Below are 24,082 nucleotides of genomic sequence, written 5' to 3'. Positions count from 1 at the left end.
CTATTAGGGCGCTCCGGCGCCTTGCGATCGCACGCACCAGACGCCGCGGGGCGCGCCCTTCGGGCGGACGACGGGACTTTCGAAACACGCCCTAGAACTCTGCCCGGCGGGCAGAACCTGGACCTGGAATGGGTGCTGAGATCATCTGCCGTCGGTCAGCCAGGTCGCGATCTCGTCCACGACCGCATCATCGACGTGCCCCGGCCGCGCGTACTCGGCCGGGGTGGACCGGCCCTGGCCCGTGAAGAAGAGGTGGTTGGCGTCCAGGTGGATCCTGATCGCCACCTCGGGCCGGTCCGCCAGGGCGTCCCGCCAGCGCGCCAAGTCGTCGGCGACCGTCACCTGGTAGTCCCGCCCGCCCTGCAGAATCAGCATCGGGCGGACGAGGCCGGCTGCTGCGGCCACTGGATCGTAGGCGCGCAGGTCCAGTCAGTAGGCGGCGGTGAATCCGAACGGAAGGAGTTCCGACGGCGTGTCGGACACGAGTTCGGGACTCCCCACCAACGCGGCCTGCCGGACAAGCGCTGCCACTGCCTCGTCCATGCTCGGACCGGGATCGAGTGCGGCGAGATGACGAGCCACCCGGACGGCCGCCTCATGCATCGGCTGCGCGTCCGCGGCCAGAAGGATCAGGCCGACGATCGACGGGTCGACGGCGGCGATCCGGGGCGCCACCTTGCCGCCCATGCTGTGGCCGAGGAGGTGAATGCGGTCCACGTCCACCTCAGGTTGCTGCCGGAGCAGTTGGACGGCGGCGAGCGCATGCGGCACGTACTCATCGGCCACGGTGAAGTCCGGTGGCAGGCGGTCGGGCCGCGCGAAGGTGATCTTGCCGAAGCGCAACAGGGCCACGTGCTGGGAGGCCAGTCCCCAAGCGAGGTCCTTGAGCGGCTTGTTCGGGCCGCTGCTCTCGTCCCGATCGAACGCGCCGCCGCCGCTGAGTCGGGCAGGTCGATCGTCGGGAGCATCTTCTCGACGCGCTTGCGCAGCCAGGCCAGGGACTTCGCGCGGGCTGAGGCGTGCGCAGGTGCGGAACAGTTCGCGGTTGCCCAGGCTGGATCGCCGAGCAGTACCCCCAGTACGGCTCCTACATCGGTGGTTGTTCAAGATTGCCAAGGATTCTGCGGTCAAGGCCCGCACCCAGGCGATCAACCAGCTCAAGGCCGTCCTGGTCGTAGCCGATGATCTGAATCAGCGACTGACCGGGCTCATTGAACGCCATGCCCCGCAGTTGCTCGCGCCGGTTGGTATCGGCCCGGACTCTGCTGTCACGCTCTTGATCACCATGGGCGACAATCCCGAGCGGCTGAGCAGCGAGGCGTCTTTCGCCGCTGTATGCGGTGTCAGCCCCATCGAGTACTCCTCGGGCGGTCGGAGCTCGCGGCGGCTCAACCGCGGAGGCGACCGGCAGGCGAATGCTGCTCTGCACTGCATCGTGTTCACCCGGCTGCGCTTCGACCCGCGCACCCAGGCGTACTACGAACGCCGCACCCAGGAGGGCAAGACCCGTCGTGAGATCATCCGATGCCTCAAGCGTTATGCCGCCCGCGAGGTCTTCAACCTGGTCAGGACGGTCTCTACCGACCCCCCCCGCTATAGGGGCGTCTGCGAGAAGGAACCGCGGCTGAATGCGCGGGGAGAGACATCAAGTCGTCGCCGTGATGGGCATCGGGGTTGCCGAAGGAAAGTAGGGGAGGAGTTCTTCGGCGAGTTCCTGGAGGACCTCCTCGACGGGGCGGTCGCCGGGGCGGAGGTTGAAGGAGATGTGGGCGACGCCCAGGTCACTCATCGCTTTGAGATGTTCGCGCAGGGCGTGGCGGCCGGTGCGCAGGCCGAGGCGGATGGCGGTGGCTGGGGTGTCTGGGTCGGTGGTGAGGTCGAGCTGCATCGGCGTCAGGTACGGCTTGCCCTTGGCCAGCTCCTGCCACTCGCGCGTCTTCAGGCGCAACGCACCCAGCGGGCGCGGGTAGTTGAGCGAGGCGTCGACGTTCTGCGCGATCCACTCGGCGGACTGCTGGGCGTGCCCGGCGATGGCCAGGGGGACGGTCGCGCCGGTCGGCTTGGGCAGGACGTCCAGGCCGCGGTCACCGGGCAGGCCCACCTGCGGCAGGTTCATGCCCTGCTCGGACGGATAGGTTGCCCAGGCTGCGCGCAGGATGTCGACGTTCTGGCGGAAGGTGGCGCCGCGAGACTCGAAGTCCTCGCCGAAAAGGGGGTATTCGACGGGGCGGTCACCGCTGGCCAGGCCGAGGACGAACCGGCCGCCGGAGAGGACATCGACGGTGGCGGCCGCCTTGGCGACCAGCAACGGGCGGCGCAGGGGCAGAACGACCGCGGCGGTGCCGAGGACGGCGCGTTCGGTGACAGCCGCGAGGTGGCCGAGGTGGGTGAAGGTCTCGAAGACCGAGCCGGCGTCGCCGAACTGCTGCGGGTCGTACAACGGGACGTCGCGCACCCACAGGGCGGCAAAGCCCAGCTCGTCCGCGAGGCGGGCCAGCCGAGCGTGCTCGGTCAGGTCGGGGACACCGAAGGGGCGGCCGGTCGCGCGGTCGGCGCGCAGGCGGGTGGCACCCCAGTCGTTGTCCAGCGGGAGTTCGAGTCCGAGAGTGAGACGGCCGTCCGGGTTGACCAGGCGGTCCAGGGCGGTCGGGGTGGAGGGCATGGCGGGCAGGGACCTTTCGAGGCGGTGAGGGCACGCATGCAATGCGCGGGCTGCCGAAGTTCGGATGGGCCGGAGCAACCCGGCGGGGCGGCTGTCGCCGCCCCGCGCGGGCCGGTCTGCGGTGTGTGGAGCGTCAGTTGAGGGTGTCGGGGTCCGGGCCGGTGCGCAGGCCGCGGTCGATCGCGGCGATCGCGGTCATCTCCTCGTCCGACAAGGTGAAGTCGAAGACGTCGATGTTCTCCTGGATCCGGGCAGGCGTGACCGACTTGGGGATGACGATGTTGCCCAGCTGCAGGTGCCAGCGCAGAACGACCTGGGCCGGGGACTTGCCGTGCCGGGCGGCGATGTCCGTCAGCGCGGCCTCCTTGAGTACCGCGCCCTGCGCGAGCGGGCTCCAGGCCTCGGTGGCGATACCGAGCTCGGCGTGCAGGGCACGCAGCTCGGCCTGCTGAAGGCCGGGGTGCAGCTCGATCTGGTTGACGGCCGGCACGAGCGAGGCGCCGTCCAGCAGCCGCCGCAGGTGGGCGGGCTGGAAGTTGGAGACGCCGGCGGTGCGGACCCGGCCGTCGGCCACCAGCTTCTCGATGGCCTTCCAGGACTCACGGTACAGATCGCGGGCCGGGGTGGGCCAGTGGATGAGGTAGAGGTCGATGTAGTCCAGGCCCAGCTTGTCGAGGCTGGCGTCGAACGCCTTGAGTGTGGCGTCGTAGCCCTGGTCGGCGTTCCACAGCTTGGTGGTGATGAACAGCTCGTCACGGGTGAGGTCGGAGTCGGCGAGTGCGTTGCCGACGCCGGTCTCGTTGCCGTAGATGGCGGCGGTGTCGATCGAGCGGTAGCCGGACTCGAGGGCCGCGGTCACCGCCGCGGTGGTCTCGGCGTCCGGGACCTGGAAGACACCGAAGCCGAGCTGAGGGATCTGGATGCCGTTGTTGAGCGTGACGGTGGGAACGGTGGGGGCCATGTGTGGTTCCTTGCTTTCAAAGAGATGGGCTCGGCGGGCGCAAGACCGCGAAGGGGGAGTCAGCGGTCCCGCCCCATACCCGGCGATTGGTCCAGTGGCGGTCGGCTCGTGGCCGGTGAAGGGTCAGGCCAGGGAGGCGACGGCCGCGGTAGCGAAGGCGTGGTCCTGCTCGGGGGCGCCGCCGCCGACACCGATGGCGCCGATCAGGCGGCCGTCGCGGTGGACGGGCAGGCCGCCGGCGATGAACAGCAGCGGCTTGTCGAGCGCGGTGGGCAGGCTGTGGAACGGGCCGTCGGGCTTGACCGCGTCGACCAGGGCGGCCGTGGGAGCGTTGAGCTGGAGAGCGGTGTAGGCCTTGCGGGTGCTGGTCTCACCAGAGATCAGGACGGCCTGGTCGTCGCGGCGGAAAGCCAGCAGGTGCCCGCCGGCATCCAGGACGGTGACGCTCACGGTGACTCCCGCAGCCTCGGCGGCTCGGCGGGCAGCGGCGAGGAGGACCTCCGCGTCCTGCGTGGTAAGCGGGGCGACGGCGGTGGTGGGCGTGCTCATGGCAGGTTCCTTCACAGTGGATGGATGACGGAGTGGGTGCGACGGCGTGTCGCGGTCAGAGCCGGACGGTCGCCGACGCGTTCTCGTTCGCCGGGGCACCAGCGACGACGCGGCCCGCTGCGCGCGTGCGGCGGTCGAGGTGGGCGGCGAGGAAGGCGAGCAACAGGGCGGTGCCGGAGAGCAGGGCACCGACCCAGTTGGGTGCGGTGTAGCCCAGGCCTGCGGCGATGACGATGCCGCCGAGCCAGGCCGCGAGGGCGTTGCCGAGGTTGAAAGCGCCGATGTTGGCGGCGGAGGCCAGGGTCGGTGCGGCCGAAGCCTGGTCGAGCACCCACTTCTGCAGCGGCGGCACGGTCGCGAAGCCGAGCGCACCGATCAGGGAGAGGGTGATCGCGGCGAGCACTTTGTTGTGAGCGGTCGCGGTGAACAGGAGCAGGGCTGCGGTCAGGGCCGCCAGGGTGGTGAAGAGCATCGGCATCAGGGCACGGTCGGCGAACTTGCCGCCGAGCAGGTTGCCCAGGAACATACCGATGCCGAACAGGACGAGCAGCCACGTCACGGCGCCCTCAGTATATCCGGCAACCTCGGTCATCATCGGAGTGATGTAGGTGATCGCGGCGAACACACCGCCGTAGCCCAGAACCGTCATCGCCATGGCCAGCCACACCTGCACGTTGCGGAACGCGGCGAACTCGGTGCGTACGTTCTCCGTCTTCGGCCGGCCCATCTCGGGCACCAGCTTGGCGACGCCCAGGAAGCCGACGATGCCGAGCGCGGCGACGATGGTGAAAGTCACGCGCCAGCCGGCGGCCTGCCCGATGTAGGTGCCGAGTGGGACACCGACGATGTTGGCGATGGTGAGGCCCATGAACATCAGGGAGATGGCCGAGGCCTTCTTCTCCGGGGCCACCAGGTCGGCGGCGACCACGGAACCGATGCCGAAGAACGCGCCGTGCGCGAGGGAGGCGACGACCCGCCCGATGAGCATGGCGCCGAAACTGGGCGCGAAGGCGGACAGCGCGTTGCCGACGACGAACAGCGCCATCAGGAACATCAGCATCTTCTTGCGGGACACCTTGGTGCCCAGCGCGGTCAGGAGCGGTGCGCCGACGACGACGCCGAGGGCGTAGCCGGAGACCAGCCAGCCGGCGGTCGGGATGGTGACACCGAAGTCATCTGCGACCTGGGGCAATACGCCCATGATCACGAATTCGGTGGTGCCGATCCCGAAGGCCCCGATGGCCAGAGCCAGGAGCGCGAGAGGCATGAGGAGCTGCCTTCCAAGTGGTTGCGTGAGGCGCTTACGTTCCAGGACAATACTTGCAAGCGCTGGATAAGTGCAAACGCGGCAAGAGCTTAAATGCATTTGCCGTCGCGTGCAATCATGTGGGGAATGGCCCGGAGAAGGAGGCCCCCGATGGCCGCAACTGCCCCCGCGCTCACCGCCCTGGCTCAGGGCTGGTGTGCGCTGTCCCTGCTGCACGGCAGGATCGAGTCCCACCTGGAGCATGCTCTGCAGGCCGGGCATGGCCTGAGCGTGCGCGAGTACTCGCTGCTGGACGTGCTGAGCCGCCAGCACGACGGAGAGGGCGGCCACCTGCAGATGAAGCAGGTCGCCGATGCCGTCGTGCTCAGCCAGAGCGCCACGACCCGCCTGGTGACCCGCCTGGAGGACCGCGGACTGCTCTCGCGCTACCTGTGCCTCACCGACCGACGCGGCGTCTACGCCGATGTCACCGAGGCGGGCCTGAAGCTCCTCGATGCAGCCCGCCCTGCGAACGAGGCGGCACTGCGCGAGGCGCTCGAAGAGGCGGCTGCAGACCCCCGGCTGCAGCCCCTGGTGCGCACCGTCGAGATGGTGCGGGTGCCGACGGTGGTTGCCGCATGAAAGCGATCACCCTCAGCGGATACGGCGGACCGGAGGCGCTCCGGCTGACCGACATCCCGGACCCGAAGGTGGCCCCGGGAGAGGTGCTGGTCCGGGTGAAGGCCGCCGGAGTCAACCCGGTGGACTGGAAACTCGCCGAAGGGCGCCTCGACGCGCTCATGGAGACGCACTTCCCTCTGGTCCCCGGCTGGGATGTGGCAGGAGTGGTCGAACGGGTGGGCTTCGACGTCGAGGAGTTCGCGCCCGGCGACGAGGTGTTCGGCTACATCCGCAAGGACTCCGTCCAACATGGCGGCTACGCCGAACTCGTCTCCGCGCATGTGCGCATGCTGGCTCTCAAGCCCGCCGCGCTCTCCTGGGGGCAGGCCGCGGGCGTGCCCCTTGCCGGGCTGACGGCGTATCAGGCGATCAAGAGAGTCGGCATCCGTGCCGGTGACACCGTCCTGGTGCACGCGGCGGCAGGCGGAGTCGGCTCGCTCGGCGTCCAGATCGCCGTGGCGCTCGGCGCCCGCGTGATCGGCACGGCGAGCGCACGCAACCATGACTTCGTGCGGCAGCTGGGCGCGGAGCCCGTGACGTACGGTGCCGGACTCGTCGGCCGCGTGGCGGAGTTGGCGCCGGAAGGCATCGATGCGGCACTCGACTTCGTTGGCGCGGATGCGGTGGATGTGTCGCTGCGTCTGCTTGAACGGCCGGAACGGCTCGCATCCATCGCTGATCCGGAGGCTGCCGCGAAGGGCGGCCACTACGTGTGGGTCCGCCCCGACCCGGGAGACCTCGCGGCCCTCGCCGGCTTGGCCGACAGGGGTGAACTGGCCGTGCATGTGGACCAGGTGCTCCCGCTTGCCGAAGCGGCAGAAGCCTGGCGCCTGAATCGCCTGGGGCGCACGCGCGGCAAGCTCGTGTTGTCCGTGGAAGAGCGCTGAGGTACTTCGGTTGTGGTGCCTGCGGCCGGCCCCGCTCCGGGGCCGGCCGTGGACGGCAGGTGATCAGTGCTGGGTCCGGGCGGGCTCGGACGGTGAGGTGCGCGATGCGGTCACGCGCGGCCTGTTCGGCCCGGCCCGGGATCGCGGCCTCAGGTGGGCAGCAGGGTTCCTGATTCCACGACCCTCACCAGCGGGGCCAGCTCAGGGCGCACGCTCGCCTCGTCCAGCGCTTCGCGCAGGGCGGCGTCGTTGGTCGGCCGCGCCTCTTCCACCAGCTTCTGACCCGCCGTGGTGACGTTGGTGTAGATGCCGCGCCGGTCGGTCGGGCAGAGGTAGCGCTCAAGGAGCCCGCGGTCCTCGAGGCGGGTGACCAGGCGGGTGGTGGCGCTCTGGCTGAGCACGACGGCGTCGGCGACCTGCCTCATCTGCAGGTGGCCGCCCTCTCCGTTGTGCTGGCGGCTGAGGACGTCGAGCAGGGAGTACTCGCGCACGCTGAGGTCGTGCTTGGCCTGCAGGGCGCGCTCGATATGGGCCTCGATCTTTCCGTGCAGCAAGGAGAGTGCGCACCAGCCCTGAGCGAGGGCGGTGAGCGCCGGGTCTGTGGCGGTCATGGGGTCTGAAACCTCCGTATAGGTGCGGCTGAAGTCCAGGATAGGGCATCCCTGAAATTTCCAGCGGTTGCCTATATAGAGCGTCTGCAAATACTGTGTACGCATGCAAGGCGCGCTCGCGTCGGCGTAGGTCGCCCACCCACGCACATCGGAGAAGGTGACAGGCCACGCCTCTCGCACTCCTCGCCCTGGCTGTCTGAGCCTTCGGTATCGGCACCACAGAATTTGCGATCACGGGCTTGCTTCCGCAGGTCGCCGGAGATTTCGGAGTCTCGATCCCCGCAGCCGGCCTGCTGGTGACCAGCTACGCGCTCGGCGTGGTGATCGGAGCCCCACTTCTGACCGTGCTGGGCACCAAGGTCTCCCACAAGAAGATGCTCCTGCTGCTCATGGCGCTCTTCGTCGTCGGCAACCTGCTCTCGGCGCTGGCTCCCGCCTTCCCCGTGATGCCGGCCGGCCGCATCGTCGCGTCGCTCGCCCACGGCGCATTCTTCGGCATCGGCGCGGTCGTCGCCGCCGAGCTGGTCGCCCCGGAGAGGAAGGCGGGCGCCGTCGCGATGATGTTCAACGGCCTGACCGTCGCCAACGTGCTCGGTGTACCCGGCGGCACCCTGATCGGTCAGGCGATCGGCTGGCGCGTCACCTTCTTCATCGTCTCCGCACTCGGCCTGGTCGGGATCAGCCGGTCGTTGGTCTGGGTGTGCCGTTGACTGACGCGCAGTGGGCGCGGATCGACCTGTTACTCCCGGACCGGACGCCGAAACGGGGTGGCCGGTGTAGGGATCACCGCGAGGTGATCGACGCCATCGCCTTCAAGTTCCAGACCGGAACGCAGTGGGTGCACCTGCCGGAGAAGTACGGCAATTGGCGAGGCGTCTACAACCGGCTGCGGATGTGGGCCATCGACGGCACCTGGGAGCGGAGGTTCACGACGCTGATGGCCCAGGCTGACGCCGAAGACGACCTGAACTGGGCCGTCTCGGTGGACTCCACCATTGTGCGGGCCCACCAGCACGCCGCTGGGGCCGCCAAAAGGGGGCCCCAGCCGGTGAGCCCGACGACCACGCCATCGGACGGTCCCGTGGCGGACTGACCACGAAGATCCACCTCGGCGCCGACACCCGCTGCCGCCCCCTGGCCTTCGTCCTCACCGCCGGACAGGCCGGCGACGCACCCGCCTTCATCGACGTCATGGCCCGCCTGCGCGTTCCCAGGCGCCGCGGACGCCCCCGGACCAGGCCGGACGCGGTCCTGGCCGACACGGCATACTCCTCCCGCGCGATCCGCGAGCACCTGCGCAAGCGCGGCATCCGAGCGGTGATCCCCGTCCCGGCCGACCAGCAAGGTCACCGACTCCGTCGCGGCAGCCGAGGCGGCACGCCACCGGCCTTCGATCGTGACGCCTACAAGCAGCGCAATACCGTCGAGCGGTGCATCAACCGCTTGAAGCAGTGGCGGGGCATCGCCACTCGATACGACAAGACCGCCACCACCTACCTGGCCGGACTCCACATCGCAGGCATCTTCCTCTGGTCCGCCCGGTGATCCAGTGGGGACTACGATCTGGCGATCTCTTGCCGGAGCTGCTGGGTGAAGCGACGCAGGAGGTCCAATGTCTCCCGGAACTCGGCCCGGCGGTCGTCCCTGCCGTCGGTGGGCCGGGTGCTCCAGATCCGACGCGCGAGAGCGTCGGCGAGATCGACGGTGTCGCTGGCGCAGAGCAGCTTGATGGCTGAGCGTGCTTCCTGCATCTGGTTCGCCAACTCGTTGGCTCCGGGACCGTCGTCACTCAGCTGTGTTTCCTTCAGGTAGTCCAGTAGCTGAACTACGGCCGTGTTGAAGCCGATCCCGGCTTTGAGCTTCTGTTCGCGGAGCCACCTGTGGTCCTGTCGGCGCACGGTGAACCACGAACCGAACACCACCCCTATGAGGCCGATAGCGGCCCCGATGGCCACGGCCAGGATGTTCTCCACGGTCAGCTCCCCCGACGTACAGCGACGCCAGGCTACAAAGGCCGTCGGAGGCGCCGCACTCGACGAGCGCGCTCACATGCCAAGGGTTCGGTGATCCGAACGAAACGGCCTAGGCGCTGTCCGGCGGAGCATGTGGCCGTGATGGCACCAAGTTAGTTCTCGCGGGCCGGACTGCGCCCGCTTGCGAGGCGTTTCTGCCCCTCGGACATGGGCAGGACCGCCAGTGCGGTGTCTGCAATGTTCCGCAGCGTCTCCGGGTCCAGGCCGGCCTTCCCTACCGCCTCGATACCGCGGACCACCGTCAACAGCAGTGCCGCCAACCGCTCCGGATCCGCAGCGCTATCGATGTCGCCGTGGCGCTGGGCGGCGCTGATCTCCGTCCGCAGCAGGGTCAGCAGTGCCGTCATGGTCTCGGCCGACCGTCCGGCGACCGTCGGATCGTGCTGGGCCAGTTCCGCCGCGCCCTTGGCCAACAGGCACCCGCGGCGCTGGGTGTCTGAGGCGGTGTTCTCCGCCATTAGGTGCACGTATCCCGACAGCCGGGCCAGGGCCTCTGCGTCCGGGCCACCTGCCAGCCGCCCTTCGGCCACCTCAACGACTGCGGTGCACCAGTCGCCGAACACACGGTGGAACAGCTTGCCCTTGTCGCCGAATGCGCCGTACAGGCTGCCCTTGCCCAGGCCGGTCGCCTGGGCGATGTCGTCCATCCGGGTTCCTGCATAGCCGGTCGCCCAGAACTGTTCCCGGGCCCGCTCCAGGACTTGGCGTTCGTCGAATGCGCGTGGTCTCGGCATGGCCTCAGCCTAACCATTCTTGACTCGATCGTCCATTACTGCCTACGTTATGGACGATCCATTCCACAACTGAAGGGGTTCGACATGTCAGGCGTGCTGCAGGAGAAGGTGGCCGTGATCACCGGAGGGACCAGCGGGATAGGGCTGGCCATCGCCCACCGCTTCGTCCGGGAGGGCGCACGGGTCTTCGTGACCGGCCGGGTCATCGACCGCCTCGAAGCGGCAGTCAAGGAGATAGGTCCTGCGGCCACCGGCGTACGGTCCGACGTCTCGGTCCTGGCCGACCTGGACGCGCTCTACGCGCGAGTCCGCGAGGAGGCCGGACACATCGACGTGCTGGTGGCCAACGCGGGAATCGTCGCGGACGCCGCGCTCGGCGCCCACACCGAGGCGAACGTCGACCTGACGCTCGCCGTCAACGTCAAGGGCCCACTGTTCACCGTTCAGAAGGCGCTTCCGCTGCTGGCGGAGAACGCCTCCATCCTGGTCGTCGGCTCGAGCAACAGCGTGCGGCCCAACGAGCAACTCGAGGTCTACAGCGCCTCGAAGGCGGCGGTGAGCAACCTCGTGCACAACTGGGCCCGGCAGTCGCGGGAGCGCCGATTCCGGGTCAACGTGCTCAGCCCGGGACCCACGCGGACCCCTGGCCTGCTGGGCGCCGCGGGACCGGACGCCGACCAGTTCGCCGAGGCCGTCGTGCCACTGGGACGGCTGGCTGACGCCGAGGAAATCGCCGAGGCCGCCCTCTTCCTGGCTTCGGACGCCTCGTCGTTCGTCACCGGCGCCGAACTCTTCGCCGACGGCGGCTACACCCGGGCCTGAACGACGGCCGGTGGTGCGCATCCGGTTCCCTCGAAGCGATGGGGCGCACTGCCGGCCGCGCGTGTGCGTAGTACGAGGCCCAGTGCGCCCGAAGCAACGAGATCGTGGCCGCGGCCTCATTGGATGACGTCGGCCGCCACCCCGACTGCCGCTCCGGCAACGCCAACCTCCGCTGGATGCTCATCCATCTCGTCGAGGAGACCGGACGGCACGCGGGGCACGCGGACATCGTGAGGGAGCTGCTCGACGGGGCGAAGGGGTACTACTAGGCAGTTTCGTTTGGATCAGTTGGTCGTTGGTCCGGGTGTGCCGTTAACAGATGCGCAGTGGGCGCGGATCGAGCCGTTACTCCCGGACCGGACGCCGAAGCGCGGCGGCCGCTGGCGGGATCACCGCGAGGTGATCGACGCGATCGCCTTCAAGTTCCAGACCGGCCGCAGTGGGTGCACCTGCCACAGAAGTACGGCAACTGGCGCGGCGTCTACAACCGGTTGCGGATGTGGTCCGTCGACGGCTCCTGGGAGCGGGTGTTCATCACGTTGATGGCCCAGGCCGACGCCGACGAGGACCTGGCGTGGGCCGTGTCGGTGGACTCCACGATCGTGCGGGCCCACCAGCACGCGGCCGGGGCCCGCAAAAAGGGGCCCCGGCCGGCGAACCAGGTGACCATGCCATCGGCCGGTCCCGCGGCGGACTGACCACAAAGATCCACCTCGCTGCCGATGCCCATTGCCGACCGCTCGCATTCGTCCTCACTGCCGGACAGGCCGGTGACGCGCCAGCCTTCATCGACGTCATGGCGCGGCTGCGCGTTCCCCGACGGCGTGCCCGGCCACGCACCAGACCGGACCTGGTCCTAGCCGACAAGGCCTACTCATCCCGCGCTGTCCGCGACCACCTACGCCGACGTGGCATCCCGGCCGTCATCCCAATCCCGGCGGACCAGCGGGGCCACCGGCTGCGGCGGGGCAGTCAGGGCGGCAGACCGCCAGCCTTCGACCGCGAGGCATACAAGCAGCGCAACACCGTCGAGCGGTGCTTCAACCGCCTGAAGCAATGGCGCGGCATCGCCACCCGCTACGAGAAGACCGCCACCATCTACCTGGCCGGACTACACATCGCGGGCATCTTCATCTGGTCCGCCCGCTGAGCTGCTCAGGCGGAAGCGTCTGCATGGTCTCCGTTGCCGAACCACCACTCCACCTCATCGACGCCCGCGGCCCAGGCATCCATGACCCGCTCAATCGCGGGTATGCCCACCGTGCGGGCGACAGTGACGACGATGAAGCGCAAGTTTGGCGGCGCCTCGGTCATGTCTCCGAGATGGCTGACCGCTTCTCTCAGCTCAGCGAACGACTCCGGACTCAGCTGACCCGGACCAGCTGCCTGAAGGCACAGGTTCTCGCCGTGTTCAACAATCTCGAAGTGGCCGTCATCGGCAACCCGCAGCACGTCACCAGCCGCGCATCCGAGCACCATGCCCGGACTGCCTGCCAGTTCGAACAGGTCCGACTCCACCGCGCGGGCCACACCGCCATCGGCTACGACCGCAACCCCGACCTCGCCGACGTCGGCAGCCTCGCCGAACTGGTCGACAAGCTCAATGGGCCCGTGCGTGGTCTGGGTGATGGTCCCCGCGCGCGCCGCCACCCAGCCGACGATCGACGAGCTCAAGTACCTGCTCTCGCCCGGCGACATCGTCGACGGCGGCAACTCCCGCTGGACCGACGACGGGAATTTGGCGACAGGGCCTAGCACTCACCAGCCCGCTACACCGAGCAGTCCGCACGGCCGAACTCGCAGGCGCCGAGGAGGCCGTACCGGATCAAGACCTGCACGAGTGGGACTACGGCGCGTACGAAGGCATCACCACCCGCGAGATCCACCGCACCCGCCCCGACTGGTCCCTGTGGACCGACGGCGTGCCGCCTGGTCCCGATGGCCACCTTGGCGAATCACCGGACGAGGTGGGCCTGCGCGCCGACCGTGTGCTGGCCAAGGTGGACGCGGCGCTCGCGAGCGCCACGGGCGACGTGATCCTTGTCGCCCACGCCCACTTCCTCCGGGTTCTGACGGCCCGTCGGCGAGGTCTGCAGGCCGCGATCGTGTAGGGCCGCGGCACCCTCCTGGGAGAGCGGCCTCAGGACCAAAGCCCGGTCAGTCGCCCGTGTCGTGGTCGGTATGCAGATCGCGCCCCCGGGTTTCCTGGGCTGCCAGTGCGCACACCAGACCGATCAGCGCGGCTGCCGCCCAGATCGAGGCGATCGGCCAGGCGGCGCCGCCGGCCGCGCCGACCAGGGCACCCGCTATGAGCGGCACGCATCCAGCCACCACACCCCCGAGCTGGTAGCCGATCGAGGTGCCGGTGTACCGGACGTCCGCGTCGAACAGCTCCGCGTACAGGGCTGCGGTCGGCCCGTACATGCCCGCGTGGGCCACTGCGAGCGCGAGCAGCATGGCCAGCCAGGTGAGGGATGTCTGCCCGGTTGCCAGGAGCCAGAAGAACGGGAAGGCGAGCAGGAGCGTGAATGCGGCAGCGGTCAGAAAGACAGGGCGTCGTCCCAGTCTGTCGGACAGTGCGCCGAAGTACGGCACGGTCATTGCCTCGATGACCGCTGAGATGAGGATCCCCGTCAGGAGGACGTTCCGTGACAGGCCGAGGTGGGATGAGCCGTACGACAGCACGAAGACCGAGACGATGTAGAACGGGACGCTGGCCGAGACGTACATGCCGACGGTCAGGGCGATGGCCTTGCCGTGGCGGCGGAAGACTTCCTTGGCCGGCAGCTTGCGTGCTTGCCCTGTTTCCTTGATCTGGACGAACGCCGGGGGCTCGGTGATGTGTGACCGCAGGAACAGGCCCACTGCGATCAAGGCGATGCTCAACAGGAACGGGATGCGCCAGCCCCAGGCGAGGAGGTCGTCGTCGGGCAGGGCGGAGACGGCCGCGAACAGGGTGGAGGACAGCACCAGTCCCAGCGGAACACCCATTTGCGGCAGGCTCCCGTAGAAGCCCCGCCGGTGCCGCGGCGACGACTCGACCACCATGGTCACCGCGCCGCCCCACTCGCCGCCGACGGCGAAGCCCTGCAGGAAGCGCAGCGTGACCAGCAGGATCGGCGCCCAGATCCCGAGGGTCTGGTAGCCCGGCAGCAGGCCCACCAGGACGGTGGCCGCGCCCATCAGGAACAGCGTGAGCATGAGCGCTTTCTTACGCCCCACGCGGTCCCCGAAGTGGCCGAAGACGACTCCGCCGAGCGGGCGGGCGACGAAGCCCACCGCGAAGGTGCCGAACGCGGCCAGGGGGCCCGCCGCGGGGGAGAAGCTGGGAAAGAACTCCGTGCCGAAGACCAGTGCTGCGGCGAGTCCGTAGATGTAGAAGTCGTACCACTCGATCGTGCTGCCGATCAGGCCGGCCAGTGCCGCTCTGCGGGTGACGGCCAGGGGCAGTTCGTGGCGTTGTTCGGTTGCTTCGTCAGTGAAGTGAGGGTGGCTCATGCGGGTTCATCGCTCTCGTCGTTGGGAGTCGGGTGAACCGTCTGACGGGGTCAGAGGGTCGGAACCAGGCCGCCGTCACACCGGACGGCAGTGCCTGTGACGTATGCGGCCGGCGCGCTGCACAGGAACGCGGCGACGGCGCCGAACTCGTCGGGGTCGCCGTAGCGCCCGGCCGGGATCGTGGCCCTGGACGTGGCCTCGACCTCGTGCAGTGACCGGCCGGCGTGCTGGGCGGCGGCCTCGTCGATCTGCCGGGCTCGCGGGGTGGCGATGCGGCCGGGCAGCAGGGAGTTGACCGTCACGCCCTGGGCGGCGACCTCGGTGGCGAGGGTCTTCAGGTACCCGGCGAGCGGCCCAGCGACTGCGGCAAGCGGGAAAGAGCGGCACAGCGGCCGACCCTGCGGCGGCCGATCAGCTCGATGACCTCGAGACGGCCTACGCGGTCGAGAACGCCACCCGGGACCTGGCGCTCGCGGCCGGTGATCGAGCCATCGGCTACAAGATCGGCCTCACCTCACAGTCCGCGCGGGATGCTTTCGGCGCCAGGAAGCCGGCCGCCTGCCACCTGCTCGCCGGCCGGCTGCTCCAGGACGGACAGCCCCTTGTCACGGCCGGACTGTTCGAGCCGAAGGCGGAGGTGGAGGTCGCGTTCATCCTGGGCGAGGCGCTGCCCGGCCCGGTCGTGACCGTCCAGGATGTCTACCGCGCCACCGCCGCAGTCGCCCCGGCCTTCGAAATTGTCGACAGCAGGTGGCGCGGCGGTGCACGGACGCTCCCGATGCCGGTCGCCGACAACACCGACGCGGCGCGCGCTGTGCTGGGGCCCCGGGTCAAGCCCCCTGCGGACCTGTCGAAGAGCATGGCCACGCTGCTGACCGGCTCCCAGACGGTGCCGGGCAGCGCGGCCGCCGTCATGGGAGATCTGGCCCAGGCGGTCGCATGGTTGGCTGGACACCTGCTGCGCAACGGATCACGACTGGAGGCCGGGGACATCATCCTGAGCGGCACCCTGTGCGCTCCGACGCCGATCGGTGCCGGCGATCGCCTGGTCGCTGATCTCGGCGAGCTCGGCCGGGTCGTCGTCGACGTAAGCTGATGCCCCTCGCTTCATCCGACTCTTCCACGCCGGCTTCGCCCTCGACGATCTTCGCGGCGAGGAAATCACCCTGCGCGTTGACGGGCCGGACGGCTTCCTCCTGGAGGGCCGCAACAGCCTCGCCAGGATTGGCCGGAGCTTTGAGGGGTTGGTCGCCGCGACTCACGGCAGTCATCACCACGGGTGTGCGCTGTTCACCGGCACGCTCTTCGCCCCGTCACAGGATCGGGGAGAACCGGGCATGGGCTTCACCCACCGATATGGCGACACGGTCACGATTGGCAGCCCCGGCTCGGGACACTCAGGAACGTGACGCGCCCGACCGGTGCGCTGCCGCCGTGGGAATTCGGCATACGGGCGATGGCGGCCCGGCCCGGCTCCGATCGCCTGGCGGCGCAGCGGTGGCTACGCAGTGACCAGCGTGTACCGGACAGTTTGGGCCTGGATGAGCCCGTCTTGGAAGACAAACGTGTCCACGCCGTCTTCCACCCGGGCAGTGGGACCGGTGGCCGACCACTCCAGGAAGAGGATGCCGTCGGCGAACTGCGGCTTCAGGGCCCAGTCGGCGTCGGGGAGATCAGCCAGGAGCCTGCCAATACCCTGCTTGACTCCCTCCCGACCCCTCAGGATGCCGTCCGGGGTGATCAGGACGGCGTCCTGCGCGTAGTTGCCGCTGATGAGGTCCAGGTCGCCGGTGCCGAGCCGGCGACCGTGGTCCTCGAAGATCTCCTGGGGTGTACGAGTCATCATTCTGCTCCTGCTCCGCGTGTTCGCCTGACGATATGCTTGCGTAAGCTTAATGCATCCCACTGCAATACTTGCAGGCGCTGTGCAATGTCTGGCTGTGGCGGATGTGATCAACCGTCATTGGTGTCTGAACTGGCCAGGAAGGCTGTTGAGAGGCCGGCGTCCCCACGATGGCGGCGGCCATACCGGCTGGCCTTGATGCCCCGTGCCCCCGCTACGGCTGGGGGAGGGGTGCAAGCACCGAAATCATCCGCGGCTGCTGGAGATGATGACGACCACCGGAAGAAGGTGCAGGGCACCAAACGGCACTCCGGGATGACATGGCCGTCACCGACAAGCTCCGCTCCTGCAGCGCCGCCCATCGCGAGGTCATGCCCTCCGTCGAGCACCGCTCGCGCGAGGGACTGAACAACCGGGCGGAGAACAGCCACCAGCCGACGGGGTGGCGTGAACGCGCGATGAAGGGCTTCCGCGGCGGCGTCGGCTCGGCCCGGCGGTTCCTGTCCGCGTTCAGGGGTATCTCGCCCCACTTCCGCCCTTGCCGCCACTTGATAGGTCGACAGCCCGCCACAGATACTTCAGCTCTCCGTTGACCTTGATGACGACCTCGTCCAAGTGTCATTTGTCCCCGGGCCGGGGCCGGCGGCGGCGCAGTCCGTCGGAGTAGGTCTGCCCGAACTTCCGACACCACCGCCGCACCGCCTTCTATGAGACGATCACGCCGCGCTCCAGCATCAGCTCCTCAACCTCGCGGAAGCTGAGCGGGAACCGGAAGTACAACCACGCGCAGTGGGAGATCACTTCGACCGGGTACCAGTGCCCCCTGTACGACGGCGACCCGCTCCCCACGGACGATCCCCTCCACCATGATCAACCAGAGGATTGCCCCATCCTGCCAGCCAACGGGACAGCGCCTTTTTGCCCCGCCATAGCTTCGCGCGGCGGCCGTGACCGAGGTGGCGGCCAGCAGTGACTGCGAGTCGATGATCCCCGCGGTCGGTTCCGTGGGCCGGCCCTCGGCTCCGCGGACCCTCCCGCGCAGCCGTTCATGGCAATCGGTGACCAGGCTCTTGGTCCGCCAGCGGCGGACGGCGGCTTCTTACCCTGCCAGTGTTTTGTGGAGGGCGTCGAGGCCGTCGCGATAGATCCCGGTGAACAGGGCGACGACTTCGTCCTCGCTCGCTCCTTGGGGGGTGAACCGCCCGGACCACTGCACCTCGGCGGCGTGCTTGTCGCCGGGCACTTCATGCACGCGCAGGGTGGAAATGTAGCCGACGACCGGGAAGGGCGCTTCGAGGATGGCGTAGCTGTAGTGACGCTCTGTTTCGTTGAAATCCACTAGGCGCTCGACGATGACCTCTCCATCCGGGTTGGTGAGCCGACGGACGCGGCCGCCCTCCAGAGCAGTGCTCTCGGGGATGTAGGGGAGCCAGTCGGGCAGGGAATCGAAGCCGCCGATCAGCTGCCACACGCGCTCGGGGGAGGCCGGTACAACCCGGCTTACCGATGTCGATGCCATGATCTTTCTCCAAACTCGTTTGTTCTTCGGGAACGGTGGTCGCGTAAGAACTCAGGCGTTGCCCGGGAGCGGCGCCTCGGGGCTGACCAGGCCGGCCTTGCGGAGTTCGGCCCAGAAGTCGGCCGGGACGTTCTCGCGCAGGGCGGAGAGGTCTTCGGCGATACGGCTGGGCTTGGTGGCGCCGGGGATGACGGCGGCGGTGACCGGGTGGGCGAGGGCGAACTGCAGGGCGGCGGCCTTGATGCTCACGCCGTGCCGGCCGGCGATGTCCTTGATGCGCCGGACCTTTTCGATGATCTCCGGGGGTGCGTCCTGGTACTCGAAGTGGGTGCCGCCGGCCAGGATGCCGGAGCTGTAGGGGCCGCCGACGACCATGTCCACACCGTGCTCGGCGGCCATGGGCAGCAGCCGCTGGAGAGCGTGTTCGTGGTCCAGCAGCGAGTAGCGGCCCGCGAGGAGGAACCCGTCGGGCTGCGGTTCGTCCAGGGCAAGGGTCAGCTCGATGGGCTCGGTGCGGTTGACGCCGAGGCCCCAGGCCTTGATGACGCCCTCGTCGCGCAAGCGGGACAGCACGCGGAAGGCTCCGGTGCGGGCCTCCTCGAACTTCTGCAGCCACAGGTCGCCGTGGAAGTCCTGGGCGACGTCGTGCACCCAGACGATGTCCAGACGGTCCACGCCCAGCCGCTTCAGGCTGTCCTCGATCGAACGCTCGGTGGCCTCGGCCGTCCACTCGTGCACGATCTTGTTGGGGTTCCCGTGCTCGAACAGGCCGCCCTTTTCTCCAAGGTCACGAGAACCCGTCTCGAGCTCGTCCAGGATCACGCGGCCCACCTTCGTGGACAGGACGTACTGGTCCCGGTCCTTTCCGGCGAGAGCAGCCCCGAGACGTGTCTCGGACAGACCCGCGCCGTAGAACGGGGCCGTGTCGAAGTAGCGGATGCCCTGGTCCCACGCGGCCTGGACCGTCGCGGTGGCCTCCTCATCCGGGATGGCGCGGAACATGTTGCCCAAGGGCGCAGTCCCGAAACCAATACGGTCAGGAAGGAGAGATGTGATGGTCATGGAAGGTCCTTGTCCAAAGGGGAAACCGGATTTCCGGCCCTTCAGCCGGTCCGTCGTTCTTTCCTCTTCGACATTAGGATGGGGATATCAGACTGTCCAAGACTTCCTTGGGCACACTTGAGTCTTTTGAGGTCTTACATGCTTGACCTGCGGCAACTTCGCTACTTCATCGCCGTGGCCGAGACCGAACACGTCGGCCGCGCCGCCGAACAGCTCCGCATCTCGCAGTCCCCGCTCAGCCGGCAGATCGCCCAGCTCGAGAAGAAGCTCGGCCTCACCCTGTTCGAGCGTACCCAGCAGCGCATCCGCCTGACCCGTGACGGCGCAGTGTTCTTGAGCGAGGCCAGAGCGCTCCTGCGCCATGCCGACCGCCTGGAGAACCTCGGCCGCCGACTGGGCCGCGGGGAAGAGGGAGGCCTGTGCATCGGCTACGCGCCCGACGCCATGCACACGGGTGTTCTTCCCGGTGCGCTGCGCCGCCTGCAGGAGGAGCGTCCCGGTATTCACGTCGCTCTGTACAACATGTCCGCCTCGGAGCAGTTCGAAGGGCTGCGCCAGCGCAGCCTTGACATCGCCCTGGTACGGGAACCACCAGACCGCGACGATCCTGTGCTGCGGGCAGCGCCCCTGCTGGAGGACCCCTTGCTGCTCGTCCTTCCGGCCGGCCATCCGCTGGCCGCTCAGGACACGGTCACGGCTCAGGACCTGGACCGCCAGCCCTGGATCGCCATCGAGGAGGAGGGCGATCCAGGATGGCGGGACGCGTTCGTCGCTTCATGTGTTGCCTCAGGCTTTGCCCCCGACATCCGGCTCGACGCTCCGGAGCCCCTGACAGCGCTGGGCCTTGTCGCCTCCGGCCTTGGCCTGGCGCTGGTACAGAAGAGCATGGTGCGAGGTGTGACGGACGCCGTGGTGGTACGTGAACTGCCCTGGCGCGAGGCGTCCGTTCACCTGTGGGCCGTCTGGCACCACATCGACCTGCGTCCGGTTGTCTCCTCGTTCCGCGAGACGGTGCTGTCGCACGAGCGGACGAGGAGCGAGGAACCGGTGTCCGCCTCTGCGACGTGAGGACGGCGACTTGTGCACGGCGGGTGCCTGTGCAGACCGCGGGGAAATACGTCCCTGCCGTGGATGCCGATCGCATACCCCCGAGAAAGACCCGGCCTCACTCGAGGGTATGCCGCACCCCATCCCGTACTACCCGCGATTACGCTGCCTGGCAGCGTGTGTCACGGAATTGCGCAGCACTGACGTACCGCAGGTGACGGTGACTCCGGTGCCACCTCTGCCTTTGGCCAAAGGAGCGGATCGGAAATGGCGCGGTGAGCGTGGGTCGGGTGCTTACTGAGTTCGGCACTTACCGTCCTCCACGCGAAGTCCACACCGAGTACGAGAAGTTGCAAATCGCCGCGTGAAATGGACGGTCAGACATCTGTCCGGAAAACGCGAGGCCCCTCAGTGACGGGAGACTGTCACGCTCCGTTCTGTGGTGGCCCGAGGGTGAGACTCCCTCGGGCCACCCGACCAGTTGTACGACCGAACGGTGAGCTCGAGCTCCTCGATCGGCAGAACCGGATCGGCAGCGAGGGCGGCGTCCGTCGGGGACGAGCCCATGTCGGTGCCCTCGGCGTCGATGTTCAGCTCACGTGCCAGACCGAACAGCTCGACCGGCGTCTTACCGTACGGACCGTGGACCGGGTAGGCCGTGTCGGTGCACCATGAGGGACGGCCTCGCCGAGGGGGCATCGCGTGCAGTGCCGTCTGAGGGGGATCAGGTGGCGGATGATCAGGTGGCACCCATACCCTCGCGCTCCCGTCCGTCCATGCCATGGCGCGTGTTGGCCGTGTTTGCCGCGGCTGTCGGGCTGTGGTGGTTCGTCTTCTACGGAGCCCCGATCAGTCGTACCTACGATCGCCCCACTCACGCTGTCCGGGCCGTACTGACCGCCGTGCTCGTCGTTCCCATGGTCGCCTTGGCCTGGCATCTGTTGGACCGTCGCCCATGGGCCGAGCTGGGCCTGCCATCGCTGCGGGTGGCTGGGCGGCACCTGCTGCTGGGTGTGGCGTGCTGGGCGGCCCCCGCCGCCGTCGGATTCGTGCTCTGCATGGGACTGGGCTGGGTCGAGATCGCTCCGCGGACATCCGCCGCAGAGATCACCGGGGTTGCCGTGTTGTTGGTCGTGCTGGTGTTCCTTTACGAGGCGTTGCCCGAGGAATTGGTCTTTCGTGGGTACCTGCAGCGCAACCTCGCCACCGTGCTGCGGCCTTGGCAGGCGATCGTCGGACAGGCCGCCCTCTTCGCGCTCTTCGGGTTCCTGGTCGGCGTGGCTCCCACCGTGAGTCGGCTCTTCATCTTCTTCACGTTCGCACTTGTCCTGGGGGTCTTTCGCGTCGCCACCGGCGACATCGCGGCCGGTGTCGGGTTTCACCTCTCCTTTCAGACCGTCGCGCAGCTCTTCGACAGCGAGGGCGCGGTCTTCGAGGTGTCCGGGACGGCCGCTCTCGGTGTTTTCGCCCTGGGCGGCTTGCCCTTCACTCTGGGGTGGATGGCCATGGTGCACCTCCGTCGCGAGCGCCTGGACTGGAATACTCCTCAGCCGTAGCGCGCCTGGTTCCCTCATTCCCCTCCATGCCTGGTGACGCCACACAGCTCAGGACAGGCCCGAGCCTCCACCGCTCCCGGAGCGGTTCAGCTGCGCCCCGAAACTGGGGACCGGTCCCGGCAGTGAGCGACGCCGCTCCTGCCACTTCCTGAATTGGCCAGCCGTGGTCAGTCGTCCGACACCGGACACGAAGAGGCCCGCTGTGGCGGCGTAGGTGAGACAGGTGGGGCCGTGCACCGCCGTGAGATAGGGCTCCTCGACGACGCGGAACTGCAGTTCGATGGCGATGATCAGTGCGGCGAGCGAGGCGAGTGCGAGGACGTTCGGCACCATCAGGGCCAGGCCGAGGCCGGCGATGGCCATCGCTGTGAAGATCAGGTTGCGAACGCGGGTGAAGGGCGGAACCCCGAGTCGCCGGTGCGCCGGCGCTGGATGAGTGTGCGTACGCCGAAGGCGGACAGCAACCAGAATCCGTACAGAGCCAGGCCGCCCAGGCCCAGCCGGTCATTGGGTGCTCGTCCCCTTCGCCGGGGTGCAGCACGAGCAGCCCGGCCCGCACCCGCACCTGTCATGCTCCTCGGTTTCAGCAGTGATTCCACCGATGGGCACCGCACAGCAGTTGTCGCCGCGCCAGGCCTCGCGCCCTTCCTCGGCCGCGACGGCGGCGATGACGAGGGCGGCGACGGGGTCGGCTCAGGTCCAGCCGGGCAGGGAGTTGGCGACCAGGCCGACCAGGAGGACGGCCGACAGGTAGGTGCACAGCAGGGTCTGCTTGGAGTCGGCGACCGCGGAGGCGGAGCCGAGTTCGGGCTTCGCGTACGGCGTGGTCGGCGGCGGAGAACTGCCAGGCGACGGCTGCTGCCGATGAGACCTCGATGACCGAGTCCAGACCGAAGCCGATCAGCGCGATCGAGGAGGCGAGGGTGCCGACGGTGATCGCGACGATCGCTCGATGACGTTGTAGGTGATGGTGGCGGCGACCAGGGAGCGTATGCGGCGGGCCAGTTGGGCGCGGTGGTCCGGCCCGGGGCTCAGGGAGATTGACATCGCCGTCAACAGCCGTCCTTCCCCTCGGCGTCCGGGCAGGTGCGGTCGGCCTCGACGGCGAGGGCCGCGCCGAGCAGATCGTCCAGGACGTGGCCGAGGTGGGCGTCGGCCGGTTCATAGCGCACACGACGGCCTTCGGGACGGCGACGACGATGCCGCAGTCACGCAGACGGTGCTGGCCCGAAGGTCAGTGCTTGTGCGGCCCGTCCCGGTGGATGGGGCCGTGCGGGTCCTCGCAGTGCGCGGCGCCGCCCGCTCCTTCGCCGGCCAGGGCGACCTGCAGAACCTGTTCCGGCGTGTGGTCGACCTGGAGCGTGGTGTGGGTGATGCCGTAGTCGTGCTGGAGGAGTTCCTCCAGGGCGCGGCGGACGGCGTGGCAGTCGCCGCCGGGCTCGACCAGGACGTGCGCGGACAGAGCGGACTGGCCGGAGGTGATCTGCCAGACATGCAGGTCGTGCACTTCGACGACGGCCGGCTGGGCGACGAGCTTGTCGCCCAGTGCGTCCGGGTCGACATCTGCGGGGGCGGCCTCGAGGAAGATCCGGCCCGACTCGCGCAGCAGCCCGTATCCGGCCTTCCCCATCAGGGCGACCACCACGAGCGTGGCGATGGCGTCGGCGCGGGCGAACCCGGTGAGCAGCACGATCAGACCGGCCACCGCGGTGCCGATGAAGGCGAACAGGTCGTTGAGGATGTGCTGGTAGGCGCCCTCGACGTTGAGCGAGGAGCGGTTGGCCCTGGAGATGCACCAGGCGGCCGCGATGTTCACCACGATCCCGGCGAGGGCTGTGCCGAACACCAGCCCGCCTTCCACCTCGGGCGGATCGATCAGGCGGCGCACGGCCTCGTACGCCAGCCACGCGCCGAGCAGCAGCAGGGTCAGGCCGTTGGCCTGGGCGGACAGGATCTCGGCGCGCTTGAGCCCGTACGTGAAGCCGCCGCGGGCCGGGCGTGCGGCCAGCCGCATGGCGATCAGCGCGAGCACGATCGACACGGCGTCGGTCAGCATGTGCGCCGCGTCCGAGATCAGAGCGAGGGATTGGGCCATGATGCCGACGGCGACCTCACCCGCCATGAAGACGGTGATCAGGCCGAGCGCGATGCCCAGCCAGCGCCGGTCGGCGTCCGCCGAGACGCCGTGGGAGTGCCCGGCGTGCCCTCCTCCGTGCTCGTGGCCTGGACCGTGCACGTGAGTGTGATCGCCCATGTTGTACGCCTTCCCCGTCGCAGCGGATGCCTTGCCCGCAGTGAATCGCACGCATACGCGAGTTGCCAAAGGCTGCATCGGTGACCGTTGTCATGTCGGTTAACAAGCCTCTGACCT

At 68.6% G+C, this 24,082-nt stretch carries 24 protein-coding genes and 11 pseudogenes; 14 read left to right on the top strand and 21 right to left on the bottom strand.

Annotated features, from left to right (window positions below):
- Window positions 1-141: 141 nt before the first annotated feature.
- Together AB0D57_RS33695 and AB0D57_RS33690 are read right to left on the bottom strand one after the other, a co-directional pair.
- The gene (locus AB0D57_RS33695; RefSeq protein ID WP_362081838.1) at window positions 142-375 is read right to left on the bottom strand and encodes a hypothetical protein; all 234 of its coding nucleotides are present in this window, start codon (window positions 373-375) and stop codon (window positions 142-144) included.
- A 54-nt stretch (window positions 376-429) separates the two neighbouring features.
- Window positions 430-1,131: an alpha/beta fold hydrolase gene (locus tag AB0D57_RS33690; protein ID WP_362081835.1), complete on the bottom strand. Its 702-nt coding sequence runs from the start codon at window positions 1,129-1,131 to the stop codon at window positions 430-432.
- Window positions 1,132-1,285: 154 nt separating this feature from the next.
- Between AB0D57_RS33690 and AB0D57_RS33685 the strand changes: the two are divergent.
- Window positions 1,286-1,423 (top strand): annotated as a pseudogene (locus tag AB0D57_RS33685) (transposase); the annotation flags it as partial.
- Between the two features lie 222 nt (window positions 1,424-1,645).
- Here AB0D57_RS33685 and AB0D57_RS33680 read toward each other — a convergent pair.
- The 4 genes from AB0D57_RS33680 to AB0D57_RS33665 form a co-directional block, all read right to left on the bottom strand.
- Complete coding sequence (locus tag AB0D57_RS33680; protein ID WP_362081832.1) at window positions 1,646-2,662, bottom strand: LLM class oxidoreductase; 1,017 nt, start codon at window positions 2,660-2,662, stop codon at window positions 1,646-1,648.
- 133 nt (window positions 2,663-2,795) lie between these two features.
- Window positions 2,796-3,623, bottom strand: a complete 828-nt coding sequence (locus AB0D57_RS33675) for an aldo/keto reductase (protein WP_362081829.1) — start codon at window positions 3,621-3,623, stop codon at window positions 2,796-2,798.
- Between the two features lie 123 nt (window positions 3,624-3,746).
- Window positions 3,747-4,172, bottom strand: coding sequence for a heme-binding protein (locus AB0D57_RS33670; protein ID WP_362081826.1), 426 nt, complete (start codon window positions 4,170-4,172; stop codon window positions 3,747-3,749).
- A gap of 55 nt (window positions 4,173-4,227) precedes the next feature.
- Window positions 4,228-5,439: an MFS transporter gene (locus tag AB0D57_RS33665; protein WP_362081823.1), complete on the bottom strand. Its 1,212-nt coding sequence runs from the start codon at window positions 5,437-5,439 to the stop codon at window positions 4,228-4,230.
- Between the two features lie 150 nt (window positions 5,440-5,589).
- On the opposite strand from AB0D57_RS33665, the gene AB0D57_RS33660 reads away from it, so the two are divergent.
- Together AB0D57_RS33660 and AB0D57_RS33655 are read left to right on the top strand one after the other, a co-directional pair.
- Entirely contained in the window at window positions 5,590-6,060 is a 471-nt protein-coding gene (locus AB0D57_RS33660; RefSeq protein WP_362081820.1) for a MarR family transcriptional regulator, read from the top strand.
- The gene (locus tag AB0D57_RS33655) at window positions 6,057-6,986 is read left to right on the top strand and encodes an NADP-dependent oxidoreductase (protein WP_362081817.1); all 930 of its coding nucleotides are present in this window, start codon (window positions 6,057-6,059) and stop codon (window positions 6,984-6,986) included. Before AB0D57_RS33660 ends, AB0D57_RS33655 begins: the two co-directional genes overlap by 4 nt.
- A gap of 149 nt (window positions 6,987-7,135) precedes the next feature.
- Here the strand turns inward: AB0D57_RS33655 and AB0D57_RS33650 are convergent, their stop codons facing one another.
- Window positions 7,136-7,597, bottom strand: coding sequence for a MarR family transcriptional regulator (locus tag AB0D57_RS33650; RefSeq protein ID WP_362081814.1), 462 nt, complete (start codon window positions 7,595-7,597; stop codon window positions 7,136-7,138).
- Window positions 7,598-7,806: 209 nt separating this feature from the next.
- Here AB0D57_RS33650 and AB0D57_RS33645 point away from each other — a divergent pair.
- Window positions 7,807-8,277, top strand: a pseudogene (locus tag AB0D57_RS33645) (MFS transporter); the annotation flags it as partial.
- A gap of 14 nt (window positions 8,278-8,291) precedes the next feature.
- A protein-coding gene (locus tag AB0D57_RS33640) for an IS5 family transposase (protein WP_362081853.1) occupies window positions 8,292-9,142 on the top strand; the annotation gives its coding sequence in 2 pieces (ribosomal slippage) (window positions 8,292-8,622 and window positions 8,622-9,142; 852 coding nt in all).
- A gap of 11 nt (window positions 9,143-9,153) precedes the next feature.
- Here the strand turns inward: AB0D57_RS33640 and AB0D57_RS33635 are convergent.
- Window positions 9,154-9,570, bottom strand: a complete 417-nt coding sequence (locus AB0D57_RS33635; protein ID WP_362081811.1) for a hypothetical protein — start codon at window positions 9,568-9,570, stop codon at window positions 9,154-9,156.
- Between the two features lie 152 nt (window positions 9,571-9,722).
- A complete protein-coding gene (locus AB0D57_RS33630) occupies window positions 9,723-10,364 on the bottom strand; it encodes a TetR/AcrR family transcriptional regulator (protein ID WP_362081808.1) in 642 nt (213 codons plus the stop codon).
- An 84-nt stretch (window positions 10,365-10,448) separates the two neighbouring features.
- Between AB0D57_RS33630 and AB0D57_RS33625 the strand changes: the two genes are divergently transcribed.
- From AB0D57_RS33625 to AB0D57_RS33615, 3 genes and pseudogenes are all read left to right on the top strand, one after another.
- Window positions 10,449-11,186, top strand: coding sequence for an SDR family oxidoreductase (locus AB0D57_RS33625; protein WP_362081805.1), 738 nt, complete (start codon window positions 10,449-10,451; stop codon window positions 11,184-11,186).
- Between the two features lie 71 nt (window positions 11,187-11,257).
- A pseudogene (locus AB0D57_RS33620) lies at window positions 11,258-11,455 on the top strand (DUF664 domain-containing protein); the annotation flags it as partial.
- Window positions 11,456-11,474: 19 nt separating this feature from the next.
- A pseudogene (locus AB0D57_RS33615) lies at window positions 11,475-12,336 on the top strand (IS5 family transposase).
- Window positions 12,337-12,341: 5 nt separating this feature from the next.
- On the opposite strand, the gene AB0D57_RS33610 reads toward AB0D57_RS33615, so the two are convergent.
- Window positions 12,342-12,665, bottom strand: a complete 324-nt coding sequence (locus tag AB0D57_RS33610) for a hypothetical protein (RefSeq protein WP_362081850.1) — start codon at window positions 12,663-12,665, stop codon at window positions 12,342-12,344.
- A 24-nt stretch (window positions 12,666-12,689) separates the two neighbouring features.
- On the opposite strand from AB0D57_RS33610, the pseudogene AB0D57_RS33605 reads away from it, so the two are divergent.
- Together AB0D57_RS33605 and AB0D57_RS33600 are read left to right on the top strand one after the other, a co-directional pair.
- Window positions 12,690-12,918, top strand: a pseudogene (locus AB0D57_RS33605) (6-phosphogluconate dehydrogenase); the annotation flags it as partial.
- A gap of 19 nt (window positions 12,919-12,937) precedes the next feature.
- Window positions 12,938-13,279 (top strand): annotated as a pseudogene (locus tag AB0D57_RS33600) (histidine phosphatase family protein); the annotation flags it as partial.
- A 64-nt stretch (window positions 13,280-13,343) separates the two neighbouring features.
- On the opposite strand, the gene AB0D57_RS33595 reads toward AB0D57_RS33600, so the two are convergent.
- Window positions 13,344-14,684, bottom strand: a complete 1,341-nt coding sequence (locus tag AB0D57_RS33595; protein ID WP_362081802.1) for an MFS transporter — start codon at window positions 14,682-14,684, stop codon at window positions 13,344-13,346.
- A 50-nt stretch (window positions 14,685-14,734) separates the two neighbouring features.
- Window positions 14,735-15,022, bottom strand: coding sequence for an SDR family oxidoreductase (locus AB0D57_RS33590; RefSeq protein WP_362081847.1), 288 nt, complete (start codon window positions 15,020-15,022; stop codon window positions 14,735-14,737).
- A gap of 23 nt (window positions 15,023-15,045) precedes the next feature.
- On the opposite strand from AB0D57_RS33590, the gene AB0D57_RS33585 reads away from it, so the two are divergent.
- The gene (locus AB0D57_RS33585) at window positions 15,046-15,780 is read left to right on the top strand and encodes a fumarylacetoacetate hydrolase family protein (RefSeq protein ID WP_362081844.1); all 735 of its coding nucleotides are present in this window, start codon (window positions 15,046-15,048) and stop codon (window positions 15,778-15,780) included.
- A 405-nt stretch (window positions 15,781-16,185) separates the two neighbouring features.
- On the opposite strand, the gene AB0D57_RS33580 is transcribed toward AB0D57_RS33585, so the two are convergent.
- Entirely contained in the window at window positions 16,186-16,527 is a 342-nt protein-coding gene (locus AB0D57_RS33580; RefSeq protein WP_362081799.1) for a nuclear transport factor 2 family protein, read from the bottom strand.
- Window positions 16,528-16,853: 326 nt separating this feature from the next.
- Here AB0D57_RS33580 and AB0D57_RS33575 point away from each other — a divergent pair.
- A pseudogene (locus AB0D57_RS33575) lies at window positions 16,854-17,039 on the top strand (IS6 family transposase); the annotation flags it as partial.
- Window positions 17,040-17,082: 43 nt separating this feature from the next.
- Here the strand turns inward: AB0D57_RS33575 and AB0D57_RS33570 are convergent.
- The 3 genes and pseudogenes from AB0D57_RS33570 to AB0D57_RS33560 form a co-directional block, all read right to left on the bottom strand.
- Window positions 17,083-17,376: pseudogene (locus AB0D57_RS33570) on the bottom strand (IS6 family transposase); the annotation flags it as partial.
- Window positions 17,377-17,626: 250 nt separating this feature from the next.
- The gene (locus tag AB0D57_RS33565; protein WP_362081795.1) at window positions 17,627-18,046 is read right to left on the bottom strand and encodes an SRPBCC family protein; all 420 of its coding nucleotides are present in this window, start codon (window positions 18,044-18,046) and stop codon (window positions 17,627-17,629) included.
- Between the two features lie 51 nt (window positions 18,047-18,097).
- Window positions 18,098-19,108, bottom strand: coding sequence for an aldo/keto reductase (locus AB0D57_RS33560; RefSeq protein ID WP_362081791.1), 1,011 nt, complete (start codon window positions 19,106-19,108; stop codon window positions 18,098-18,100).
- Between the two features lie 138 nt (window positions 19,109-19,246).
- On the opposite strand from AB0D57_RS33560, the gene AB0D57_RS33555 reads away from it, so the two are divergent.
- On the top strand, window positions 19,247-20,176 hold the full coding sequence (locus AB0D57_RS33555; protein ID WP_362081788.1) for a LysR substrate-binding domain-containing protein: 930 nt from the start codon (window positions 19,247-19,249) through the stop codon (window positions 20,174-20,176).
- 459 nt (window positions 20,177-20,635) lie between these two features.
- On the opposite strand, the pseudogene AB0D57_RS33550 reads toward AB0D57_RS33555, so the two are convergent.
- A pseudogene (locus tag AB0D57_RS33550) lies at window positions 20,636-20,788 on the bottom strand (DNA-directed RNA polymerase subunit alpha); the annotation flags it as partial.
- Between the two features lie 143 nt (window positions 20,789-20,931).
- Here AB0D57_RS33550 and AB0D57_RS33545 point away from each other — a divergent pair.
- Entirely contained in the window at window positions 20,932-21,711 is a 780-nt protein-coding gene (locus AB0D57_RS33545; protein WP_362081785.1) for a CPBP family intramembrane glutamic endopeptidase, read from the top strand.
- Between the two features lie 48 nt (window positions 21,712-21,759).
- Here the strand turns inward: AB0D57_RS33545 and AB0D57_RS33540 are convergent, their stop codons facing one another.
- From AB0D57_RS33540 to AB0D57_RS33525, 4 genes and pseudogenes are all read right to left on the bottom strand, one after another.
- Complete coding sequence (locus AB0D57_RS33540; RefSeq protein ID WP_362081782.1) at window positions 21,760-22,074, bottom strand: hypothetical protein; 315 nt, start codon at window positions 22,072-22,074, stop codon at window positions 21,760-21,762.
- A gap of 141 nt (window positions 22,075-22,215) precedes the next feature.
- Window positions 22,216-22,758 (bottom strand): annotated as a pseudogene (locus tag AB0D57_RS33535) (cation transporter).
- Window positions 22,759-22,763: 5 nt separating this feature from the next.
- Window positions 22,764-22,927 (bottom strand): annotated as a pseudogene (locus AB0D57_RS33530) (transcriptional regulator); the annotation flags it as partial.
- Window positions 22,928-22,945: 18 nt separating this feature from the next.
- Complete coding sequence (locus AB0D57_RS33525; RefSeq protein ID WP_362081779.1) at window positions 22,946-23,965, bottom strand: cation diffusion facilitator family transporter; 1,020 nt, start codon at window positions 23,963-23,965, stop codon at window positions 22,946-22,948.
- Window positions 23,966-24,082: the final 117 nt, after the last annotated feature.

The organism is Streptomyces sp. NPDC048275 (assembly GCF_040652275.1).
Lineage (GTDB): Bacteria > Actinomycetota > Actinomycetes > Streptomycetales > Streptomycetaceae > Streptomyces.
This window is presented reverse-complemented; position numbering and strand designations above follow the sequence as displayed.

Coding starts and splice junctions, on each gene's coding strand:
- AB0D57_RS33540 (WP_362081782.1), bottom strand. CDS start 22,074: ATGGCCATCGCCGGCCTCGGCCTGGCCCTGATGGTGCCGAACGTCCTC.
- AB0D57_RS33595 (WP_362081802.1), bottom strand. CDS start 14,684: ATGAGCCACCCTCACTTCACTGACGAAGCAACCGAACAACGCCACGAA.
- AB0D57_RS33565 (WP_362081795.1), bottom strand. CDS start 18,046: ATGGCATCGACATCGGTAAGCCGGGTTGTACCGGCCTCCCCCGAGCGC.
- AB0D57_RS33660 (WP_362081820.1), top strand. CDS start 5,590: ATGGCCGCAACTGCCCCCGCGCTCACCGCCCTGGCTCAGGGCTGGTGT.
- AB0D57_RS33670 (WP_362081826.1), bottom strand. CDS start 4,172: ATGAGCACGCCCACCACCGCCGTCGCCCCGCTTACCACGCAGGACGCG.
- AB0D57_RS33630 (WP_362081808.1), bottom strand. CDS start 10,364: ATGCCGAGACCACGCGCATTCGACGAACGCCAAGTCCTGGAGCGGGCC.
- AB0D57_RS33610 (WP_362081850.1), bottom strand. CDS start 12,665: ATGGTGCTCGGATGCGCGGCTGGTGACGTGCTGCGGGTTGCCGATGAC.
- AB0D57_RS33655 (WP_362081817.1), top strand. CDS start 6,057: ATGAAAGCGATCACCCTCAGCGGATACGGCGGACCGGAGGCGCTCCGG.
- AB0D57_RS33580 (WP_362081799.1), bottom strand. CDS start 16,527: ATGACTCGTACACCCCAGGAGATCTTCGAGGACCACGGTCGCCGGCTC.
- AB0D57_RS33525 (WP_362081779.1), bottom strand. CDS start 23,965: ATGGGCGATCACACTCACGTGCACGGTCCAGGCCACGAGCACGGAGGA.
- AB0D57_RS33625 (WP_362081805.1), top strand. CDS start 10,449: ATGTCAGGCGTGCTGCAGGAGAAGGTGGCCGTGATCACCGGAGGGACC.
- AB0D57_RS33650 (WP_362081814.1), bottom strand. CDS start 7,597: ATGACCGCCACAGACCCGGCGCTCACCGCCCTCGCTCAGGGCTGGTGC.
- AB0D57_RS33680 (WP_362081832.1), bottom strand. CDS start 2,662: ATGCCCTCCACCCCGACCGCCCTGGACCGCCTGGTCAACCCGGACGGC.
- AB0D57_RS33695 (WP_362081838.1), bottom strand. CDS start 375: ATGCTGATTCTGCAGGGCGGGCGGGACTACCAGGTGACGGTCGCCGAC.
- AB0D57_RS33675 (WP_362081829.1), bottom strand. CDS start 3,623: ATGGCCCCCACCGTTCCCACCGTCACGCTCAACAACGGCATCCAGATC.
- AB0D57_RS33555 (WP_362081788.1), top strand. CDS start 19,247: ATGCTTGACCTGCGGCAACTTCGCTACTTCATCGCCGTGGCCGAGACC.
- AB0D57_RS33665 (WP_362081823.1), bottom strand. CDS start 5,439: ATGCCTCTCGCGCTCCTGGCTCTGGCCATCGGGGCCTTCGGGATCGGC.
- AB0D57_RS33560 (WP_362081791.1), bottom strand. CDS start 19,108: ATGACCATCACATCTCTCCTTCCTGACCGTATTGGTTTCGGGACTGCG.
- AB0D57_RS33545 (WP_362081785.1), top strand. CDS start 20,932: ATGCCATGGCGCGTGTTGGCCGTGTTTGCCGCGGCTGTCGGGCTGTGG.